16 protein-coding genes and 1 pseudogene are annotated in these 17880 nt (G+C 63.3%); 6 read left to right on the top strand and 11 right to left on the bottom strand.

The window, feature by feature from the left end; genetic code table 11:
* Window positions 1–7 precede the first annotated feature (7 nt).
* A complete protein-coding gene (locus NUH87_RS11915; protein WP_338526088.1) occupies window positions 8–688 on the bottom strand; it encodes a response regulator transcription factor in 681 nt (226 codons plus the stop codon).
* Between the two features lie 169 nt (window positions 689–857).
* On the opposite strand from NUH87_RS11915, the gene NUH87_RS11910 reads away from it, so the two are divergent.
* On the top strand, window positions 858–1148 hold the full coding sequence (locus NUH87_RS11910) for a DUF3509 domain-containing protein (RefSeq protein ID WP_338526086.1): 291 nt from the start codon (window positions 858–860) through the stop codon (window positions 1146–1148).
* A 161-nt stretch (window positions 1149–1309) separates the two neighbouring features.
* Here the strand turns inward: NUH87_RS11910 and NUH87_RS11905 are convergent.
* Together NUH87_RS11905 and NUH87_RS11900 are read right to left on the bottom strand one after the other, a co-directional pair.
* Window positions 1310–2208, bottom strand: a pseudogene (locus tag NUH87_RS11905) (TIGR02285 family protein).
* A 51-nt stretch (window positions 2209–2259) separates the two neighbouring features.
* On the bottom strand, window positions 2260–3459 hold the full coding sequence (locus NUH87_RS11900) for a CaiB/BaiF CoA-transferase family protein (protein ID WP_338526085.1): 1200 nt from the start codon (window positions 3457–3459) through the stop codon (window positions 2260–2262).
* 139 nt (window positions 3460–3598) lie between these two features.
* Here NUH87_RS11900 and NUH87_RS11895 point away from each other — a divergent pair, with 139 nt between their 5' ends.
* The 5 genes from NUH87_RS11895 (at window position 3599) to NUH87_RS11875 (ending at window position 8247) form a co-directional block, all read left to right on the top strand.
* Window positions 3599–4141 carry a YaeQ family protein gene (locus NUH87_RS11895; RefSeq protein ID WP_040064534.1) on the top strand — a complete coding sequence of 181 codons (543 nt, stop codon included), beginning with the start codon at window positions 3599–3601 and terminating at the stop codon, window positions 4139–4141.
* Between the two features lie 8 nt (window positions 4142–4149).
* Entirely contained in the window at window positions 4150–5859 is a 1710-nt protein-coding gene (gene recJ, locus NUH87_RS11890) for a single-stranded-DNA-specific exonuclease RecJ (protein ID WP_338526084.1), read from the top strand.
* Between the two features lie 228 nt (window positions 5860–6087).
* The gene (locus NUH87_RS11885) at window positions 6088–7194 is read left to right on the top strand and encodes an NADH:flavin oxidoreductase/NADH oxidase (RefSeq protein WP_338526083.1); all 1107 of its coding nucleotides are present in this window, start codon (window positions 6088–6090) and stop codon (window positions 7192–7194) included.
* 193 nt (window positions 7195–7387) lie between these two features.
* Complete coding sequence (locus tag NUH87_RS11880) at window positions 7388–7900, top strand: ATP-binding protein (protein ID WP_338526082.1); 513 nt, start codon at window positions 7388–7390, stop codon at window positions 7898–7900.
* Between the two features lie 164 nt (window positions 7901–8064).
* Window positions 8065–8247: a hypothetical protein gene (locus tag NUH87_RS11875; RefSeq protein WP_338527074.1), complete on the top strand. Its 183-nt coding sequence runs from the start codon at window positions 8065–8067 to the stop codon at window positions 8245–8247.
* Window positions 8248–8317: 70 nt separating this feature from the next.
* Here NUH87_RS11875 and NUH87_RS11870 read toward each other — a convergent pair whose 3' ends face one another.
* The 8 genes from NUH87_RS11870 to NUH87_RS11835 form a co-directional block, all read right to left on the bottom strand.
* Window positions 8318–9742 carry a gamma-aminobutyraldehyde dehydrogenase gene (locus NUH87_RS11870; protein ID WP_338526081.1) on the bottom strand — a complete coding sequence of 475 codons (1425 nt, stop codon included), beginning with the start codon at window positions 9740–9742 and terminating at the stop codon, window positions 8318–8320.
* A gap of 25 nt (window positions 9743–9767) precedes the next feature.
* Window positions 9768–10595, bottom strand: a complete 828-nt coding sequence (locus NUH87_RS11865) for an ABC transporter permease (RefSeq protein WP_338526080.1) — start codon at window positions 10593–10595, stop codon at window positions 9768–9770.
* Window positions 10585–11532 carry an ABC transporter permease gene (locus NUH87_RS11860; protein ID WP_338526079.1) on the bottom strand — a complete coding sequence of 316 codons (948 nt, stop codon included), beginning with the start codon at window positions 11530–11532 and terminating at the stop codon, window positions 10585–10587. The genes NUH87_RS11865 and NUH87_RS11860 overlap by 11 nt, the downstream gene beginning before the upstream one ends.
* A 1-nt stretch (window position 11533) precedes the next feature.
* A complete protein-coding gene (locus NUH87_RS11855) occupies window positions 11534–12559 on the bottom strand; it encodes an ABC transporter ATP-binding protein (protein WP_338526078.1) in 1026 nt (341 codons plus the stop codon).
* Window positions 12560–12635: 76 nt separating this feature from the next.
* The gene (gene ydcS / locus NUH87_RS11850; protein WP_040064555.1) at window positions 12636–13787 is read right to left on the bottom strand and encodes a putative ABC transporter substrate-binding protein YdcS; all 1152 of its coding nucleotides are present in this window, start codon (window positions 13785–13787) and stop codon (window positions 12636–12638) included.
* 87 nt (window positions 13788–13874) lie between these two features.
* On the bottom strand, window positions 13875–15365 hold the full coding sequence (locus NUH87_RS11845) for a gamma-aminobutyraldehyde dehydrogenase (protein WP_338526076.1): 1491 nt from the start codon (window positions 15363–15365) through the stop codon (window positions 13875–13877).
* A 106-nt stretch (window positions 15366–15471) separates the two neighbouring features.
* Window positions 15472–16386, bottom strand: a complete 915-nt coding sequence (locus tag NUH87_RS11840; protein WP_040064557.1) for a LysR family transcriptional regulator — start codon at window positions 16384–16386, stop codon at window positions 15472–15474.
* 168 nt (window positions 16387–16554) lie between these two features.
* On the bottom strand, window positions 16555–17835 hold the full coding sequence (locus NUH87_RS11835) for a glycoside hydrolase family 68 protein (RefSeq protein WP_338526074.1): 1281 nt from the start codon (window positions 17833–17835) through the stop codon (window positions 16555–16557).
* Window positions 17836–17880 lie beyond the last annotated feature (45 nt).

Genomic DNA, 17880 nt, shown 5'->3' with positions numbered 1-17880 from the left:
CTCAGGTTCAGGCCAGGCCATGTTCCTGAAGGTAGAGAAACAACGCCGCGTCGTTGGACAGGCCGAGCTTGCGCATGGCGCTGACCTTCTGGGCACTCACCGTTTGCTTGCTCCGGCACAATTGAGTGGCGATTTCACCGACGGTACGCCCGGCCGCCAGCAGGCGTGTCACCTCCAGCTCCCGGGGTGAAAGCTGTTCCTGGTCGCCCAGGCGGTGTTCCCCGACCTCGCCGGCCAGCGCCAGGGTCTGCCGAACGGAGTTGGCCACGTAGGGCCGTCGGCGTTGTACCTGGGCGATGGCCGCCGGCAGCTCGGCGGCCAGGCTGGCCTTGCTCAGGAGCCCCATGACGCCGAGATCGAGGATCGACCGGAACAGCCCGGCGTTGTTGAGCATGGTGACCACCACGATCGGCAGGTGCGGGTGTTGCCGCGTCACGCTTTCCAGCATGCGCAGACCGTCGTTCTGCTGTTCGACCGGCATCATGAAGTCCGTGACCAGTACGTCGCAGGCACCCTTTTGCAGAAGCTCGAGCAGTTCCTGTGGGGTGCTGGCCTCGCCGACGACGCTCAGCCCGGGGTCCCGTTCGAGGACGGCGCGCAGGCCGATGAGAAAAATCGGATGATCGTCCGCAAGGACGATTCGCAAGGGCGGGTGGGGCGACGGATTTCGCTGTTTTCTCTCTGTCATCTTTCTGGTTCATGCTCGCAATGGAACGCTAGGCGCAGCCGCCTGATGCTCGGCGCCTACCGGTATCAGGTTAGCTGGCTTGACGAACTTTCTTCTCTGACTGGCGGTCATTGGCACAGCCCCTTTGTCTTTGGCCTGTCGGGTTCTGACTATATGAGTGGTGATCGAGATGGAAAGTATCAGTCTGTTGCTGAATGAAGCATTGAGTCCTTATCCCGTCATTCTGACGCCATCGGGGCATCAGGGTGAATGCCTGCTGACGGTGACGAACAGTGCGGGCTTGACCCTGCTGGCCCGTGAGGTCAGCCACGCGCAACTGAACGACAAGCGCTTGTTGACCGATGTGGTCGACGGGCTGCACCGCGATCTGCGCATTGCCGAAGGGCGCCTGGAGCCCTGTGTCATCGCGGCCCTGCGTCACGCCGCGCAGGACAAGATGTTCCGTTCGGCGGGGGTGTAGCGGTTTTCGGGAACCTTTTTTTCGAAAGCGTTGTCGGACTTATATCGGCAGGAGCAAGCATTGTGCTCCGGTGCTTGTAGCGTGTCGTACTGGTCTTTGTAGGCCTCGTTTAACCCCGAGTTGTCTCCCCACTTCTCGGGGTTTCTTTTGCCTGGCGTTTATCACTGATCCTCGGGGGCCAGGAAAAACTGCCTGGCGTCCTCCAGATAGGCATCCCGCTGCTGCGGATCGAGCCATTGCACATAGAAGTCGAGCAACTGGTGCTGGCGCACGGTGCGCAGGATCCGGTTGATGTGGGCGATGGCCGCGCGCCCTTGTTCCGTGTCGGAGCAGCCGACGCGGATGAACTGGTACTTGTCGACGCCCTTGATCGGATAGAACGCCAGGTCCTGGGGGCGATGCCTTGTTGTCGGGCCAGGTAGCGGGTTTCTGGCCAGTAGCCCAGCAGCGCGGTCAGGCGTCCCAGCCGCTGCATCTGCAACAGGCTGCCCAGGGCATCGTTGCCATAATGCGGTGCCAGGCGCGCAGCGGGCGTCTGTCGTAACAGATCGTCGACCAGCGGGCCGTAGCTGCGTTCGGCGACAATGCCCAGTTTGAGGCGATCGCTGGCCAGCAGGGCGGCGAGGTCGACCTGGCCATTGCGCACAAACGGCTCGATCAGTTGGCGGTCCGCCTGGCGCACCACCAGCCCGTTGCTGGCCTGGCCGAAGCTGGGAATGGAGAAGACCATCTTTTTCGTCCGCTCAGCTGTCCAGAGCAGCATCGGATCGCAGGTAAACGAAGGTTCGGCGAGCATCTGCATGGCCCGCGCCCGGTTGACCCGCAGGGCCGTGTGCTCGTACTCGGGCATGGCGGCCACCAACAGCGGCCGTAGCTGATCGACGACCCCCTGGCCTTTTTGCGGACCGTCGAAAATGGTCAGCGGCGGCAGGTCCCGCAGCAGCCAGATCAGCGTGTCCTTGGCCTGGGCAGCGCTCGGCAGGGCACAGGCCAGCGCGGCCAGCAAGGCGAGGGTCGGTCGTCGACAGCGACGGTGTTGCCAGAAAAAACGAGGACTCATGAGGTCCATACCTTTCGTGCAGTCAGGCCAGGGTCTTGCCACCATCGCACGCTAGATAGCGCCACTTTCACGCAAGCGGGCAATCTGTGCGGCGTCATAGCCAAGGTTCCCCAGCACCTCGTGGTTATGCTCGCCCAGTTCAGGCCCGACCCATTCGCTGGAACCGGGCGTCTCCGATAATTTCGGCACAATTCCCGGCATCTTGAAGGCCTTGCCGTCGGGCAGCTTGGCCTGGATGAACATTTCCCGGGCGAGAAACTGCGGGTCGCTGAACATGTCCTCGGCGCTGTAGATCCGGCTGGCGGGCACCTCGGCCTGGTTCAGGGTGGCGAGCACCGAGTCCAGTGGCAGGCTGTTTACCCAGCGATCGATCACGCCATAGAGTTCGTCGCGCCGGCTGTCGCGGCCATCATTGCTGGCCAGTGCCGGGTCGTTCGCCAGGTCGTCGCGGCCGATGGCCTGCATGAAGCGTTTGAATATCGCATCGCCATTGGCACCGATCTGCACATGCCTGCCGTCGGCGCTGGTGTGGATCGAGGAGGGGGTGATGCCCGGCATGATGTTGCCGGTCCGCTCGCGGATAAAGCCGAACACGTCGAACTCCGGCACCATGCTTTCCATCATGGCGAAGATCGCCTCATACAAGGCCACGTCCACCACCTGGCCGCTGCCGCCGTTGACTTCGCGATGACGCAGGGCCATGAGCGCGCCGATCACCCCCCAGAGCGCGGCAATCGAGTCGCCGATGGAAATGCCGGTGCGCACCGGCGGGCGATCCTCGAAACCGGTGATGTAACGCAAGCCGCCCATGGACTCGCCGACCGCGCCGAAGCCGGGTTGATCCTTCATCGGCCCGGTCTGGCCGAAGCCCGACAGGCGCACCATCACCAGCCTGGGGTTCAGGGCGTGCAGGGTCTCCCAACCCAGGCCGAGTTTTTCCAGCACGCCGGGGCGGAAATTCTCGATCAGGATGTCCGCTTCGCCGAGCAACTGCTTGAGGATGGCCAGGCCCTCGGGGTGTTTCAGGTTCAGGGTCAGCGATTGCTTGTTGCGGGCCTGGACAAACCACCACAGCGACGTGCCTTCGTACAGCTTGCGCCATTTGCGCAGCGGGTCGCCGCCGTCCGGCGATTCCACCTTGATCACCTGCGCGCCGAATTCGGCACAGATCCGTGAGGCGAAAGGACCGGCGATCAGGGTACCGAGCTCAATGACCTTCAGGCCGGAAAGGGGTTTGGCGGTGAGCGGCATGGCAGATCCTGTAGAACAAGACGGAGGTAATAGAGCCTTTTATCATGGCTGGACGCATCAGCATAACCGCGAGCAGTCGTTGCTTGTCCTGCGTATCGGTTAGACTGGCCGCCTTTCCTTGTCCTTAGAAGCCCTGTTCATGGCCCAGCCGTCCACCACCTACAAATTCAACCTGAACCTCACCGACCTGGATCGCGGGGTCTACGAGAGCGTCAACCAGACCATCGCCCGCCACCCGTCGGAGACCGAGGAGCGCATGACCGTGCGTTTGCTGGCCTACGCCTTCTGGTACAACGAACTGCTGGCTTTTGGTCGGGGCCTGTCGGAAGTGGATGAGCCGGCGCTGTGGGAAAAGAGTCTGGACGATCGCGTCCTGCACTGGATCGAAGTCGGTCAACCGGACGCCGACCGCCTGACCTGGTGTTCCCGTCGCACCGAGCGCACCAGCCTGCTGGCCTACGGCAGCCTGCGGGTCTGGCAGACCAAGGTGGTCGACGCGGTGAAGAACCTGAAGAACGTCAACATCGCCGCGGTGCCGCAAGAAGTGCTGGAAACCCTGGCCAAGGACATGCCGCGGGTGATCAAGTGGGACGTGATGATCAGCGAAGGCACGCTCTTCGTCACCGACGATCGTGGCCAGCATGAAGTCCAGCTGGAATGGCTGATGGGCGAGCGCGGTTAATTATTCCCATGCGTATCGAACCCCGCCCGCTGCCCGCCACACTGCCGTTTCTCGGTGACCTGCCGCCGTTGTTGACCCGTCTCTACGCCGCCCGCGGCGTGGTTTCCCAGGACGAGCTGGACAAGAGCCTGGCGCGGCTGATTCCCTTCCAGCAACTCAAGGGCATCGACGCGGCGGTGGACTTGCTGGTGACGGCGCTGGAGCAGCGCCAGCGGATCCTGATCGTCGGCGACTTCGATGCCGACGGTGCCACCGCCAGCACCGTCGGGGTGCTGGGCCTGCGTCTGCTGGGCGCGGCGCATGTCGACTACCTGGTGCCGAACCGCTTTGAATACGGCTATGGCCTGACCCCGGAAATCGTCGCCGTGGCCTTGCAGCGCGAGCCGCAGTTGCTGATCACCGTGGACAACGGCATTTCCAGTATCGACGGGGTGCTGGCGGCAAAGGCGGCGGGGCTCAAGGTGCTGGTCACCGACCACCACTTGCCCGGCAGCGAATTGCCGGCGGCCGATGCCATCGTCAATCCGAACCAGCCGGGCTGCGAGTTTCCGAGCAAGGCCCTGGCCGGCGTCGGGGTGATTTTCTACGTGTTGATGGCCTTGCGCGCGCGGCTGCGCAGCCTGGGCCATTACGCCAGCAGGCCGCAGCCGAACATCGGCGAACTGCTCGACCTGGTGGCACTGGGCAGCGTCGCCGACGTGGTGCCGCTGGATGCCAACAACCGCATCCTGGTGCACCAGGGCCTGGAACGGATTCGCGCGGGGCGAGCGCGGCCGGGGCTCAAGGCGATCCTCGAGGTGGCCAAGCGTGATCATTCGCGCCTGACCTCCACCGACCTGGGCTTTATCCTCGGCCCGCGGCTGAATGCGGCGGGGCGTCTGGACGACATGAGCCTGGGGATCGAGTGCCTGCTCTGCGAAGACCCGGCCCTGGCCCTGGAAATGGCGACCCAGCTCGATGACCTGAACAAGGACCGCAAGTCCATCGAACAGGGCATGCAGCGCGAAGCGCTGGCCCAGCTCAAGGACCTGCCGCTGGAGTCGATGCCGTTCGGCCTGTGCCTGTTCGAGCCGGACTGGCACCAGGGGGTGATCGGCATCCTCGCTTCGCGCATGAAAGACCGTTACCACCGTCCGACCATCGCCTTTGCCGATGCCGGTGACGGCATGCTCAAGGGCTCCGGTCGTTCGGTCGCGGGTTTCCATATTCGCGACGCCTTGAGCGTGGTGGCAGCGCAGCACCCGGACCTGATGGGCAAGTACGGCGGTCATGCCATGGCGGCGGGCCTGAGCCTGGCGCAGGAAAACCTCCCGCTGTTCGCCGAAGCCTTCGATGCCGAAGTGCGTCGCCAGCTGTCGGAAGACGACCTGACCGGACGCTTGCAGACCGATGGTTCGCTGGCCCTGGAGGAGTTCAACCTGGAACTGGCCCGGGCGCTGCGCAACGCCGGGCCCTGGGGCCAGCATTTCCCCGAGCCGCTGTTCCATGGCGTGTTCCAACTGGTGGAAAAACGCATCGTTGGCGAACGACACCTGAAGGTGGTGCTGAAAAGCGAGTGTGGGTCGTTGAAACTCGATGGCATTGCCTTCGGCATCGACCCGGAGCTGTGGAGCAATGCGCGGGTCGACTGGGTGGAATTGGCCTACAAGCTCGACCTCAACGAGTTTCGCGGCAAGGAAAGCGTGCAACTGATGATTGCCCATATCGAGCCGCGCTGAGACCTGTGGGCGTCGGTGCGCCGGCGCCCACAGGCGATTGTGCCGGTTTAAATCCGCTAGACCCTCCCACCTGCGCCGTTGTCGACTAGGCTGTAAGCACTGTCTGAATGGTCTTGTGACGTCGTCCTGTTTTTCACCCGCCGGGGGGCGGGTTATCCACCACTCTTGTCACTTGCCGACGTTCTAACAGAACCCTGGAGCCAGCCCACTTGATTTGAGAGGTGCCCCATGAGTCTGCTGCTTGAACCCTATACCCTTCGCCAATTGACCCTGCTCAACCGCATCGCGGTCTCGCCCATGTGCCAATACTCCAGCGTCGACGGCCTGGCCAATGACTGGCACCTCGTCCACCTGGGCAGCCGGGCGGTGGGCGGGGCAGGGCTGGTTTTCACCGAAGCCACCGCGGTCACCGCCGAGGGGCGGATCACCGCCCAGGACCTGGGCCTGTGGAACGACGAACAGATCGAACCGCTGCGCCGCATCACCCGCTTCATCACCGCCCAGGGCGCGGTGGCGGGGATCCAGCTGGCCCATGCCGGACGCAAGGCCAGCACCCATCGGCCCTGGCTGGGCAAGCATGGCAGCGTCAAGCCGGAGGAGGGCGGCTGGACACCGGTCGGCCCGTCGCCGATTGCCTTCGATCCGCAGCACACGTCGCCCGCACCACTGAGTGAAAGTCAGATCGCCGAGGTGATCGGCGCCTTTGTCGCCTCGGCCAAACGGGCGCTGGAGGCCGGTTTCAAAGTGGTCGAAGTGCATGCGGCCCACGGTTATCTGTTGCACCAGTTCCTGTCGCCACTGAGCAACCAGCGCCGCGACCAATACGGTGGCTCCTTCGAAAATCGCATCCGTCTGGTGTTGCAGGTGACCGAGGCGGTGCGTGCGGTCTGGCCCGAAGAGTTACCGCTGTTTGTCCGTGTTTCGGCCACCGACTGGGTGGAGGATGGCTGGAACCCTGATGAGACGGTGGAATTGGCTCGGCGTCTGAGAACCTTGGGCGTCGACCTGATCGATGTGTCCTCGGGTGGCACCGCCGCCAATGCGGAAATTCCTACTGGCCCCGGTTATCAGACCCGTTTCGCCGAGCGCGTGCGCAAGGAGTCCGACATCGCCACCGGTACTGTCGGCCTGATTACCGAGCCGGCCCAGGCCGAGCACATCCTGCGCACCGGTCAGGCGGATGTGATCCTGCTGGCCCGCGAGTTGTTGCGCGACCCTTACTGGCCGTTGCACGCGGATGATGACCTGGGTGGGCGCAAGGCCATCTGGCCGGCGCAATATCAGCGTGCGACCCATCGCGAGCAGCCGATTCACGAGTCGGATTTGCGTGAGTGAAGGGTTAATTCTTGCTGTAAGACATTTGAGCGAATAAGGTCGAACCCATGAGCCCACACTTGAACGCCTCGATTATTCCCACCCTCTATACGAGGGTGGGCTGACGCGTGTTCTGAAAACACCCGAAACCCGCCCACCGAGGCGGGTTTTTTCTGGCCGCTTCGTGGGTACTGGACATCAAAAGGAGATTGAAATGTCGCAACCTGAAACCTGTGGTACCGGCCATTGCGTCCCGACCCTGCACCTGGTCTGTGGAAAGATCGGCTCAGGCAAATCGACGCTGGCGCAACGCCTGGCGACGACACCCTCGACGGTGCTGATCAGCGAGGACGTCTGGCTCGCCCACCTGTATCCGGGCGAGATCACCGAGATAGCGGACTACGTGCGTTGTGCCGGTCGCCTGCGGGTGGCCTTGACCGAGCATGTCGTGGCGCTATTGAAAGCGGGGATCTCGGTGGTCCTCGATTTTCCGTCCAATACCGTGGCCAGCCGGCGTTGGGCCCGGTCGGTCTTCGAGAACGCAGGGGTGGCCCATCGGCTGCATTTCCTCGATGTGGGCGATGACCTGTGCAAGGCCCGCCTGAAGGTCCGCAACGAAGCAGGGGACCACCCGTTCAAGACCACTGAGGCCGAGTTCGAAGTGATTTCCCGTTATTTCGAAGCGCCGGCTGTAGAGGAAGGCTTTGAGGTGGTGCGTTATGAGTAAAAAAGCCCTCAAATGCTCATCACTGGCCCTTTTCGGGATGATTTGAATTTCCTGCTGGAAATTTCGAAATGTTCTTAGCCGGATTCAGACTGTTCCTACGCTTAGGGTAAGTTTGAAGCCATTCGCCCAGGCGGGGCAGGTTCATCCAATGAGGGAAGGTCATCATGGCAAAGGCGCGAAGCATTGTCGGTTTCATGCTGTTCCTCTGGGCCCTCAGGCCGCGCCGGGCGCGTGCACTCAGTGCCGAGGAGCGCAGGCTGGTGGAGCATTACCGGGCGTTGTCACAAGAGGATCGCTTGGCGATGCGCTATTTGCTCAGTGCGATGGGCAGTGTTTCGCGGTTTTGAGGGGGATACTGCGCTTATTCGTTTTGCCACGCCGGGCGGTTGGAGGACAACCGCCCAACGTATTTTTCCCTTAGTGCTTGAACATCACATGCCGCACAGTGGTGTAGTCCTCCAATCCGTACATGGACATGTCCTTGCCATACCCGGACAGTTTCTGACCGCCGTGGGGCATTTCGCTGACCAGCATGAAGTGGGTGTTGACCCAGGTGCAGCCGTACTGCAAGCGCGCCGAGAGGCGATGAGCACGACCGATGTCGGCGGTCCACACCGACGACGCCAGGCCGTAGTCCGAATCGTTGGCCCAACCCATCACCTGGGCCTCGTCGTCGAACTTCGTTACCGACACCACCGGCCCGAACACCTCGCGACGAACGATTTCGTCATCCTGCCGGGCATCGGCCAGGACCGTCGGTTCGAAGAAGAAGCCATTGCCGGGCACCGCCTTGCCGCCCGTCACCAGGCGGATATGCGGTTGTGCCACCGCTCGTTCGACGAAGCTGGCCACGCGATCACGATGCTGGGCGGTGATCAGCGGACCCAGTTCGGTTTCAGGATCGTCCTGTAGGCCGTACTGGATGGTGCTGACCGCCGCGCCGAGTTTCTCGACGAACTTCTCGTAGATCCCGGCCTGGGCGTAGACCCGGCAGGCGGCGGTGCAGTCCTGGCCGGCATTGTAGAAACCGAAGGTGCGGATGCCGTCCACGGCGGCGTCGATGTCGGCGTCGTCGAAGATGATCACCGGCGCCTTGCCGCCCAGTTCCATGTGCATGCGCTTCACGCTGTCGGCGGTGCTGGCAATGATGTGCGAGCCGGTGGCGATGGAGCCGGTCAGCGACACCATGCGCACTTTCGGATGGGTCACCAGTGGATTGCCCACGCTCGGACCGCGACCGAAGACCAGGTTGAGGACCCCGGCCGGGAAGATCTCCGCCGCCAGTTCGGCCAGGCGCAACGCGGTCAGCGGCGTCTGTTCCGATGGCTTGAGCACCACGGTATTGCCGGCGGCCAGGGCCGGGGCGATTTTCCAGGCGACCATCATCAGCGGGTAGTTCCACGGCGCGATGGAGGCGATCACGCCCACCGGGTCGCGGCGGATCATCGAGGTGTGCCCGGGCAGGTATTCGCCAGCCGCCGAACCGCTCATGCAGCGGCTGGCGCCGGCGAAGAAGCGGAACACATCGGCGATCGCCGGGATCTCGTCGTTCAGGGCGGCGCTCAGGGGTTTGCCGCAGTTGTCCGACTCCAGTTTCGCCAGCTCCGGACCATGGGCCTCGATGGCGTCGGCCAGTTTGAGCAGCAGCAGCGAACGGTCTTTCGGCGCGGTCTGCGACCATGACTCGAAGGCGGCATCGGCGGCGCGCACGGCGGCGTCGACCTGGGCTTCGCTGGCTTCGTGGATATCCACCAGCACCCGGCCCAGGGCCGGATTGAACACGGATTGGGCCGGGCCTTCGCCGTTGACCAGTTGGCCGTTGATCAGCAGTTTGGTTTGCATGGTTATGTCCTTATGGGGCGTCAGGTTATTTCCCGCCACTGCCGGCCACGCTTTCACCGCCGCGGGTCAGGTAGTAGGCGCCGAGAATCGGCAGCATCGTGACCATCATCACCAGCATGGCCACCACGTTGGTCACGGGCACGTCCCGTGGCCGGCTGAGCTGGTTGAGCAGCCAGATCGGCAGGGTACGTTCATGCCCGGCGGTAAAGGTGGTGACGATGATTTCGTCGAACGACAGGGCGAACGCCAGCATGCCGCCGGCCAGCAACGCCGAGCCGAGGTTCGGCAGGACGATGTAGCGGAAGGTCTGCCAACCGTCGGCACCCAGGTCCATCGAGGCTTCGATCAGGCTGTGGGACGTGCGCCGCAAACGGGCGATGACGTTGTTGTAGACGATCACCACGCAGAAGGTCGCGTGGCCGACGACGATGGTGAACATCCCCGGCTCGATCCCCAACGTCTTGAAGGTCGCGAGCAGGGCGATCCCGGTGATGATCCCCGGCAGGGCAATGGGGAGGATCAGCATCAGCGAGATCCCCTGTTTGCCGAAGAAGTCCCGGCGATACAGGGCGGCCGAGGCCAGGGTGCCGAGCAGCAGGGCGATCAGCGTGGCAACGGCGGCAACCTGCAAGGACAGCTTGATGGCTTCCAGCACGTCCGGCCGGGCGAAGGCCACGCTGAACCACTTCAGGGTGAAGCCCTGGGGCGGGAAGCTGAAGGCGGCGTCTTCGGTGTTGAAGGCATAGAGGAAGATGATCAGGATCGGGAAGTGCAGAAACACCAACCCGCCCCAGGCCGCCAGGCGCAGGCCCAGCGAGGCTTTTTCCCCGTGCTGTTCTGAGTTAGAGCGCATCGAAGGCCCCCAGGCGTTTGACGATGGACAGGTACACGGCGATCAGCACGATCGGCACCAGGGTGAAGGCCGCCGCCATCGGCATGTTGCCGATGGCGCCCTGCTGGGCGTAGACCATGCTGCCGACGAAGTAGCCGGGCGGGCCGACCAGTTGCGGCACGATGAAGTCGCCCAGGGTCAGCGAGAAGGTGAAGATCGAACCCGCCGCGATGCCGGGAATCGACAGCGGCAGGATCACTTGCAGGAAGGTCTGGCGCGGCGTGGCGCCAAGGTCGGCGGAGGCCTGCAGCAGCGACGGCGGCAGGCGTTCCAGCGAGGCCTGGATTGGCAGGATCATGAACGGCAACCAGATATAGACGAACACCATGAAGCGTCCCAGGTGCGAGGTCGACAGGGTGCTGCCGCCGATGCCGGGAACCTCGAGCACGAACTGCAACAACGGCTCCAGCCCCAGGTGCTGGACGAACCACTGGGCGACGCCGCCTTTGGCCAGCAGCAGGGTCCAGGCGTAGGCCTTGACGATGTAGCTGGCCCACATCGGCATCATCACCGCGATGTAGAAGAACGCCTTGGTCTTGCCCGTGGTGTAGCGCGCCATGTAGTAGGCAATGGGGAAGGCGACGATGCCGGCGGCGATGGACACCATCACCGCCATGCCCAGGGTGCGCAGGATGATGTCGAAGTTCGACGGCGCGAACAGGGCGGCGAAGTTCGCCAGGGTCAGGTCCGGGGTGACCGCCATGGTGAAGTCGTCGAAGGTGTAGAAGCCCTGCCAGAGCAAGGTCAGCAACGAGCCCAGGTAGATCGCGCCGAACCAGATCAGCGGCGGCACCAGCAGTAGCGCCAGGTAGAAGTTGGGGCGGCGGTACAAGAGGTTGGAGAAGCGCCGCATCGGCGCGTCGGTCGCGGCTTCTTGGGGGAGGGCCAGGGTGTTCATCTCACACCTCGCTCGCCAGCACGGTCATGGCTTGCCGCGCCCAGCGCGCGGTGATGCGCTGGCCGGCCTGGTGTCCGGTGCTGGTGTCCAGCCATTGCGTGTTGGGCTGGCTGATGTTCAGGGTCTGGCCGTTGTCCAGTTTCAGTTCGTAGCGAGTGGCGCTGCCCTGGTACTGGATATCGTGGAGCAGGCCGCTGATCTCGACCTCGTGGCTTTGCACCGGTCCGTCGGCGAAGCGCACGTGTTCCGGGCGGATCGACAGCGGCAGGTCGCTGCCGCAGAGCTGTTTCGCCAACTCGCCGCGAATCACGTTGGACGTGCCGACGAACTCGGCGACAAACGCGGTGGCCGGCTTCATGTAGAGGTTGCGCGGGCTGTCGACCTGTTCGATGCGGCCTTTGTTGAACACCGCCACGCGGTCGGACATGGACAGGGCTTCGGTCTGGTCGTGGGTGACGAAGATGAAGGTGATGCCCAGTTGCCGTTGCAGCTTTTTCAGCTCGCCTTGCATCTGTTCGCGCAACTTGAGGTCCAGCGCCCCGAGGGGTTCGTCGAGCAACAGCACCCGGGGGCGATTGACCAGGGCGCGGGCCAGGGCCACGCGCTGGCGTTGGCCGCCGGAGAGCTGCACCGGCTTGCGCTCGCCGTAGCCGGCCAGGGCGACCATGCCCAGGGCTTCTTCGGCGCGGTTCAGGCGTTCGTGCTTGCCGACGCCTTTGACTTTCAAACCGTAGGCGACGTTGTCGCGCACGTTCATGTGGGGGAACAGCGCGTAATCCTGGAACACGGTGTTCACGTCGCGCTGATAGGGCGGCAGGCCGGCGGCTTCTTCGCCATGGATGCGGATCGAGCCGGCGCTGGGTTGTTCGAAACCGGCGATCAGGCGCAGGCAGGTGGTCTTGCCCGAGCCGGAAGGGCCGAGCATGGAAAAGAACTCGCCGTCCTGGATATCGATGGAGACCCGGTCGACGGCTTTCACTTCGCCGAACTGACGGGAAACGTGGGTGAACTGGACTGCAAGCGTCATGAGGCGGTGCTCCGAGAAGGCATGTGTGGCGAGCGGGCTTGCCCGCTCGCCACAAGTTTCGTTATTGCCGGGGGGATTACCTGCCGCCCATGATCGCGATGTAGTCCTGGGTCCAGCGGCTGTACGGCACGAACTTGCCGCCCGCAGCCTGCGGGGTGGTCCAGAAGGCGATCTTGTCGAAGTGGTCGAAGCCGTTGGTCTTGCAGCCTTCGGCCCCCAGCAGCTCGCTTTCCTTGCACGCCGCCGGCACCGCCGGCAACGAACCGAACCAGGCCGCGACGTCGCCCTGGACCTTGGGCTGCAACGACCAGTCCATCCACTTGTAGGCGCAGTTGGGGTGCTTGGCATCGGCGTGCAGCATGGTGGTGTCGGCCCAGCCGGTGACGCCTTCCTTGGGAATGGTCGAGGCCACCGGCTGCTTGTCCGCCTGCAGGCCGTTGACCATGTAGCCCCAGGAGCTGGACGCGGCGACACCTTCGTTCTTGAAGTCGCTCATCTGGACAGTCGCGTCATGCCAGTAGCGGTGGATCAACGGCTGCTGCGCGCGCAGCAGGTCGAGCACGGCCTTGTACTGGGGTTCGGTCAGTTCGTAGGGGTTCTGGATGCCCAGTTCCGGTTTGGCCGACTTGAGGTACAGCGCCGCGTCGGCAATATAGATCGGGCCGTCATAGGCCTGCACACGGCCCTTGTTCGCCTTGCCATCCGGGAGGTTCTGCGGGTCGAACAGCACGCCCCAACTGGTCGGTGCCTGCTTGAACACGTTGGTGTTGTACATCAGCACGTTCGGGCCCCACTGATAAGGCGTGCCGTAGGTCTGCTTGTTGACCACGTACCAGGGGGCATCCTTGAGACGCGGGTCGAGGTTCTTCCAGTTCGGGATCAACGCCGGGTTGATCGGTTGCACACGCTTGCCAACGATCAGTCGCAGGGAGGCGTCGCCGGAGGCGGTGACCAGGTCATAACCGCCCTTGGCCATCAAACTGACCATTTCATCGGAGGTGGCCGCGGTCTTCACGCTGACCTTGCAGCCGGTTTCCTTCTCGAAGCCCGTCACCCAGTCGTAGGCCTTGTCGCTTTCGCCACGCTCGATGTAGCCGGGCCAGGCGACGATATCCAGTTGGCCTTCGCCCGCTCCGACGGCTTTCAGCGGTTCGGCGGCCTGGATCGAGACGCTGGCCAGCAGCGCGGTGGTCATTGCACTGAGCAGTGCGGTCTTGTGCACGAACATGGGGGTTCCCTCTTCTTTAAATTATGGTCGGGGCAGTTGAACGTGATGCAGCGTGCCGTTGCGGGCTGGTTATTAGAGTCAAGCGTCTTACAGATGCTGGCCGTGGCGCGCCATGATGTGTCGCACCACGCTGTAGTCCTGAAGCGAATCGCTGGACAGGTCCTTGCCGTAGCCGGAGCGCTTCAGGCCACCGTGGGGCATTTCGCTGACCAGCATGAAATGGCTGTTGATCCAGGTGCAGCCGTATTGCAGGCGCGAGGCCACCTGCATGGCCTTGTCCAGGTTCTGGGTCCAGACCGATGAGGCCAGGCCGTATTCCGAGTCGTTGGCCCAGTCCACCGCCTGGCTCAGTTCGTCGAAGCGGGTCACGGTGACCACCGGGCCGAACACTTCGCGCTGGACGATTTCGTCGCTCTGCCGGCAGCCGGCGAGCAAGGTTGGTTGGTAATAGAAGCCGGCCCCGGAATGCACGGCGGCACCGGTGATCCGTTCGATGTGCGGTTGGCCCAGGGCGCGCTCGACGAAACTGGCGACGCGGTCGCGCTGGCGGGTGCTGATCAGCGGGCCGATCTCGTTGTCGGCGTCGCGCTTGCCGGCAAACCTCAGGCTGCCGACCGCCGCCCCAAGTTCGGCCACCAGCTTGTCGTGAATGCCGGCCTGGGCGTAGATCCGGCAGGCGGCGGTGCAATCCTGCCCGGCGTTGTAGTAGCCGTAGCTGCGCACGCCCTCGACCACGGCCTGCAGGTCGGCGTCGTTGCAGACGATCACCGGGGCCTTGCCGCCCAGTTCCAGGTGGGTGCGCTTCACGCTCTTGGCGGCGGCCTGGAGGATTTTCTGGCCGGTGACGATATCGCCGGTCAGCGACACCATGCGCACTTTCGGATGGCTGACCAGATGGCTGCCGACCCCTTCGCCACCGCCGCAGACGATGTTGATCACCCCAGGTGGCAGCAGTTCGGCGAGCAGCGGCGCCAGGGCGAGGATCGACAGCGGCGTGTGTTCGGAGGGTTTGAACACCAGGGTGTTGCCGGCGGCCAGGGCCGGGGCGATCTTCCACGCCGCCATCATGATCGGGTAGTTCCAGGGGGCGATGGAGGCCACCACGCCGATCGGGTCGCGGCGGACCATGCTGGTGTAGCCCGGCAGGTATTCGCCGGACAGTTGGCCGGTCTGGCAGCGCACGGCACCGGCGAAGAAGCGGAATACGTCGACGGTGGCGCTCAGGTCGTCCTGGCGGGCCAGGTGCAGGGGCTTGCCGCAGTTCAGGGATTCCAGGCGGGCCAGCAGGTCGGCGTTTTTCTCCACCGCCTCGGCGATCGCCAGGAGGACATTGGCGCGTTGCTGCGGAGTGGTCCGCGACCAGCCGGCAAAGGCCCGGTGGGCGGCGAGGATCGCGCTTTCGACCTGTTCGCCGCTGGCTTCGGCGATGTGGGTGAGCACCTCGCCCGTGGCCGGGTTGAGGATCGGTTCGGCCACACCCTGGCCGGCAACGAGCTGTCCGTCGATCAGCAAGGCGGTGAACAGTGGGGTCGGGTGCGCGCCAGCCATTTTGCGAGTTCTCTTTTCTTGTGTGGCCATGGAGCTTCCCCTGTAGCAGGAGTCCGGCCTGTCTCTGGATGGATGGCCAGAGACTAGTGGGCGGACGGGAGGTCGACAAATACTAAATACTGAAAGCAGCGTTCGATTAAATCGATGGCTTGCGCCCGCCATGGGGTTGTTCGCGGGCCACGGTCAGGAACGGGTCCACCAGGGGCGGCCGGGCGGTGCCTCGGCGCCAGGCCAGGCCCACGTCGAGGGTCTGGCTCAGGTCGGCCAGCGGGCGGGCTTCGATGATGTCGCCTTCCAGCGACCAGGGCCGATAGGTCATGTCCGGCTGTATCGACACCCCGAGCCCGGCGGCCACCAAGCTACGCACGGCTTCGGTGGACGCGGTGCGCAAGGTGATCCGTGGTTGCAGGCCGGCGCCGCGCCACATGCGTTGGGCATGGCGGTCCATTTCATCGACATTGAGCTGGATCAGCGGCTCTCGGGCGACGTCGGCGAGGTTGATGCTGTCGTGTTCCAGCAACGGGTGCTGCGCCGGCAGCCACAGGCGGTGCGGCGAATGGGTCAGGACCTCGGTCTGCAGGGCATGGCGGTCCTCCAGGTTGGAGAGGATCAGCACCCCGACATCAATCTCGCCGCTGACCAGCAGGTGTTCGATGTAGGGCCGCTCGTCTTCCATCACGCGGATCTCGACGTTGGGGTAGGCGCGCTGGAAGCGGGTCAGCAGGTCGGCGAGGTAGTAGCCGGCCACCAGGCTGGTCACGCCGATGGTCAGTTGCCCGGCCACCTGGTCGGTGCTCTGTTGCAGGCTGCGCTTGGCGTTGTCGACGGTGGCGAGGATCAGGTGGGCCTGGCGCAGGAACTGGTGGCCCTGGTGGGTCAGGGTCATGCCCTTGGCGTGGCGGTTGAACAGGCTGACGCCGATCTCCTGCTCCAGCTGCTGGATCGCCAGGGTCAGGGTCGACTGGGAAATGAACACCGCCTGGGCGGCAGCAGATATCGAGCCGGTCTCGGCCACGGCGATGAAGTGACGGATCTGACGCAGGGTCATCATGGGCGGCGCACCGAGGCCGGTTTTCCCGGCCGGTTGTTTTTATGGATGCGACCCAGTGTATATCTTTTTAATCGATGGCCTGGCAGGCGGGGATATCTCGATCATATCCACAACGAGTTTGTTATCGAATTCAAACCCGATGCCTGCAGGCCCTGTGTGGCTTCAGTACTATTTCAGCGTGACATCGATCATCGGTGGGATGTAGCCGTAGTCATACTCGGCCACCACGAAGGTTTGCTGCCCTTTCACCTTGATGCCCACGGTCGGCGCTTCAGTCCCGCCGATGCGGAACTTCATTCCAGTGGTGAGTTCATCGGTCGGTACGCTGTCGATGAACGAGGTCACCAGGCCGTTGGGCATCACATAGTGCGAGTAAGTCTGAAAGGGCTGGGAAGACGGGTTGCCCAGCACCAGACCGGAACCGTTCAACGGCACGTAAGGGCCGAAGAGCGAATCTGCCACGAAACCGTACACGCCGTCCGGACCGGTCACACCGTCGGCATAAGTAAACTTATGGCTGATGGTGAACATATAGTATTTACCGTCCTGAAACAGGAAGTGCGGGCGTTCGGTCTGGTCATTGACACCTACGGCCGTCAGCAGTGGTGGCAGCAGCTCCCAGTCGTCGCCATCTTCGTCACGCGCTACGGCGATACCGACACAGGCCGTTTGGAAGCGCGAGTTACCGACGTCTTCATAGCCCGGCGGTACGTCGCCGATTTCCGCTTTGCCGACTACGTGCGAACCGCGCTCACCGGCCACGTTGCCCTCGAACAGCATGTACAGCTTGCCGTCTTTCGGGTCGCGGAACGGCCATGGATCACGGAAACCCCAGAACGGATTCTGCGCTTCGGTCTGGTACATCTTGCCGTCCGCTTCAAACAGCGGCTTGACCTTTTCGAAGCCCACCATGCTGACGCCATGTTCAGTCGTCACCACCCGGCCACGCACCTTGACGATCGTGGCGCCTGGCGTGACAGCGGTGTAATACAAATCCACTTCACCCCGGTCGTTCAACAGAATCGGAGAGCCGGCCCACTCACGGGTGGTGGGCGAAACCCCTTCGGCCATCACACGACCACCCAACTGCCAGTCTTTACCGGTACGGGAAAACCAGTAGTACATCTTTGCCCGACCGTGGCGGTCGTTCCAGTCGCGGCTGATGTCGTACATACCGTTTTTATCGATGTATTCCGGGTCGTTCGGATGACGATCCGCGGTCAAGGTGAAAATGACCGACCAGCCATTGACGGAAGCCACGTTACCGTCCATATCGCGCAGCGGCATGGTGTCCCAGATGAACACCTCGTTGCTCAATACCGGGAAATTCCAATGGACCAGGGGCTGGGTCGTGGTCGGATCGTCCGTGTGAACTTTCAGCGCGTCGGCGCGGGTCCACAGGCTGGGTTGGTTGGGAAGTTGGCCAAGTTTTTCAGTGTTGCTTTTCATAAGACGTTTCTCATCCATGAACAGGTTTAAATGAATATTTGCTGA

The sequence above is a fragment of the Pseudomonas batumici genome (assembly GCF_036585405.1).
GTDB lineage: Bacteria > Pseudomonadota > Gammaproteobacteria > Pseudomonadales > Pseudomonadaceae > Aquipseudomonas > Aquipseudomonas batumici.
This window is presented reverse-complemented; position numbering and strand designations above follow the sequence as displayed.

Excerpts from the sequence above, each read along its gene's own strand:
- ydcS (WP_040064555.1), bottom strand. The coding sequence starts at position 13,787 with ATGTTCGTGCACAAGACCGCACTGCTCAGTGCAATGACCACCGCGCTG.
- NUH87_RS11880 (WP_338526082.1), top strand. The coding sequence starts at position 7,388 with ATGTCGCAACCTGAAACCTGTGGTACCGGCCATTGCGTCCCGACCCTG.
- NUH87_RS11860 (WP_338526079.1), bottom strand. The coding sequence starts at position 11,532 with ATGAACACCCTGGCCCTCCCCCAAGAAGCCGCGACCGACGCGCCGATG.
- NUH87_RS11840 (WP_040064557.1), bottom strand. The coding sequence starts at position 16,386 with ATGATGACCCTGCGTCAGATCCGTCACTTCATCGCCGTGGCCGAGACC.
- NUH87_RS11870 (WP_338526081.1), bottom strand. The coding sequence starts at position 9,742 with ATGCAAACCAAACTGCTGATCAACGGCCAACTGGTCAACGGCGAAGGC.
- NUH87_RS11855 (WP_338526078.1), bottom strand. The coding sequence starts at position 12,559 with ATGACGCTTGCAGTCCAGTTCACCCACGTTTCCCGTCAGTTCGGCGAA.
- NUH87_RS11845 (WP_338526076.1), bottom strand. The coding sequence starts at position 15,365 with ATGGCCACACAAGAAAAGAGAACTCGCAAAATGGCTGGCGCGCACCCG.
- recJ (WP_338526084.1), top strand. The coding sequence starts at position 4,150 with ATGCGTATCGAACCCCGCCCGCTGCCCGCCACACTGCCGTTTCTCGGT.
- NUH87_RS11900 (WP_338526085.1), bottom strand. The coding sequence starts at position 3,459 with ATGCCGCTCACCGCCAAACCCCTTTCCGGCCTGAAGGTCATTGAGCTC.
- NUH87_RS11875 (WP_338527074.1), top strand. The coding sequence starts at position 8,065 with ATGGCAAAGGCGCGAAGCATTGTCGGTTTCATGCTGTTCCTCTGGGCC.
- NUH87_RS11910 (WP_338526086.1), top strand. The coding sequence starts at position 858 with ATGGAAAGTATCAGTCTGTTGCTGAATGAAGCATTGAGTCCTTATCCC.
- NUH87_RS11915 (WP_338526088.1), bottom strand. The coding sequence starts at position 688 with ATGACAGAGAGAAAACAGCGAAATCCGTCGCCCCACCCGCCCTTGCGA.
- NUH87_RS11885 (WP_338526083.1), top strand. The coding sequence starts at position 6,088 with ATGAGTCTGCTGCTTGAACCCTATACCCTTCGCCAATTGACCCTGCTC.
- NUH87_RS11895 (WP_040064534.1), top strand. The coding sequence starts at position 3,599 with ATGGCCCAGCCGTCCACCACCTACAAATTCAACCTGAACCTCACCGAC.
- NUH87_RS11835 (WP_338526074.1), bottom strand. The coding sequence starts at position 17,835 with ATGAAAAGCAACACTGAAAAACTTGGCCAACTTCCCAACCAACCCAGC.
- NUH87_RS11865 (WP_338526080.1), bottom strand. The coding sequence starts at position 10,595 with ATGCGCTCTAACTCAGAACAGCACGGGGAAAAAGCCTCGCTGGGCCTG.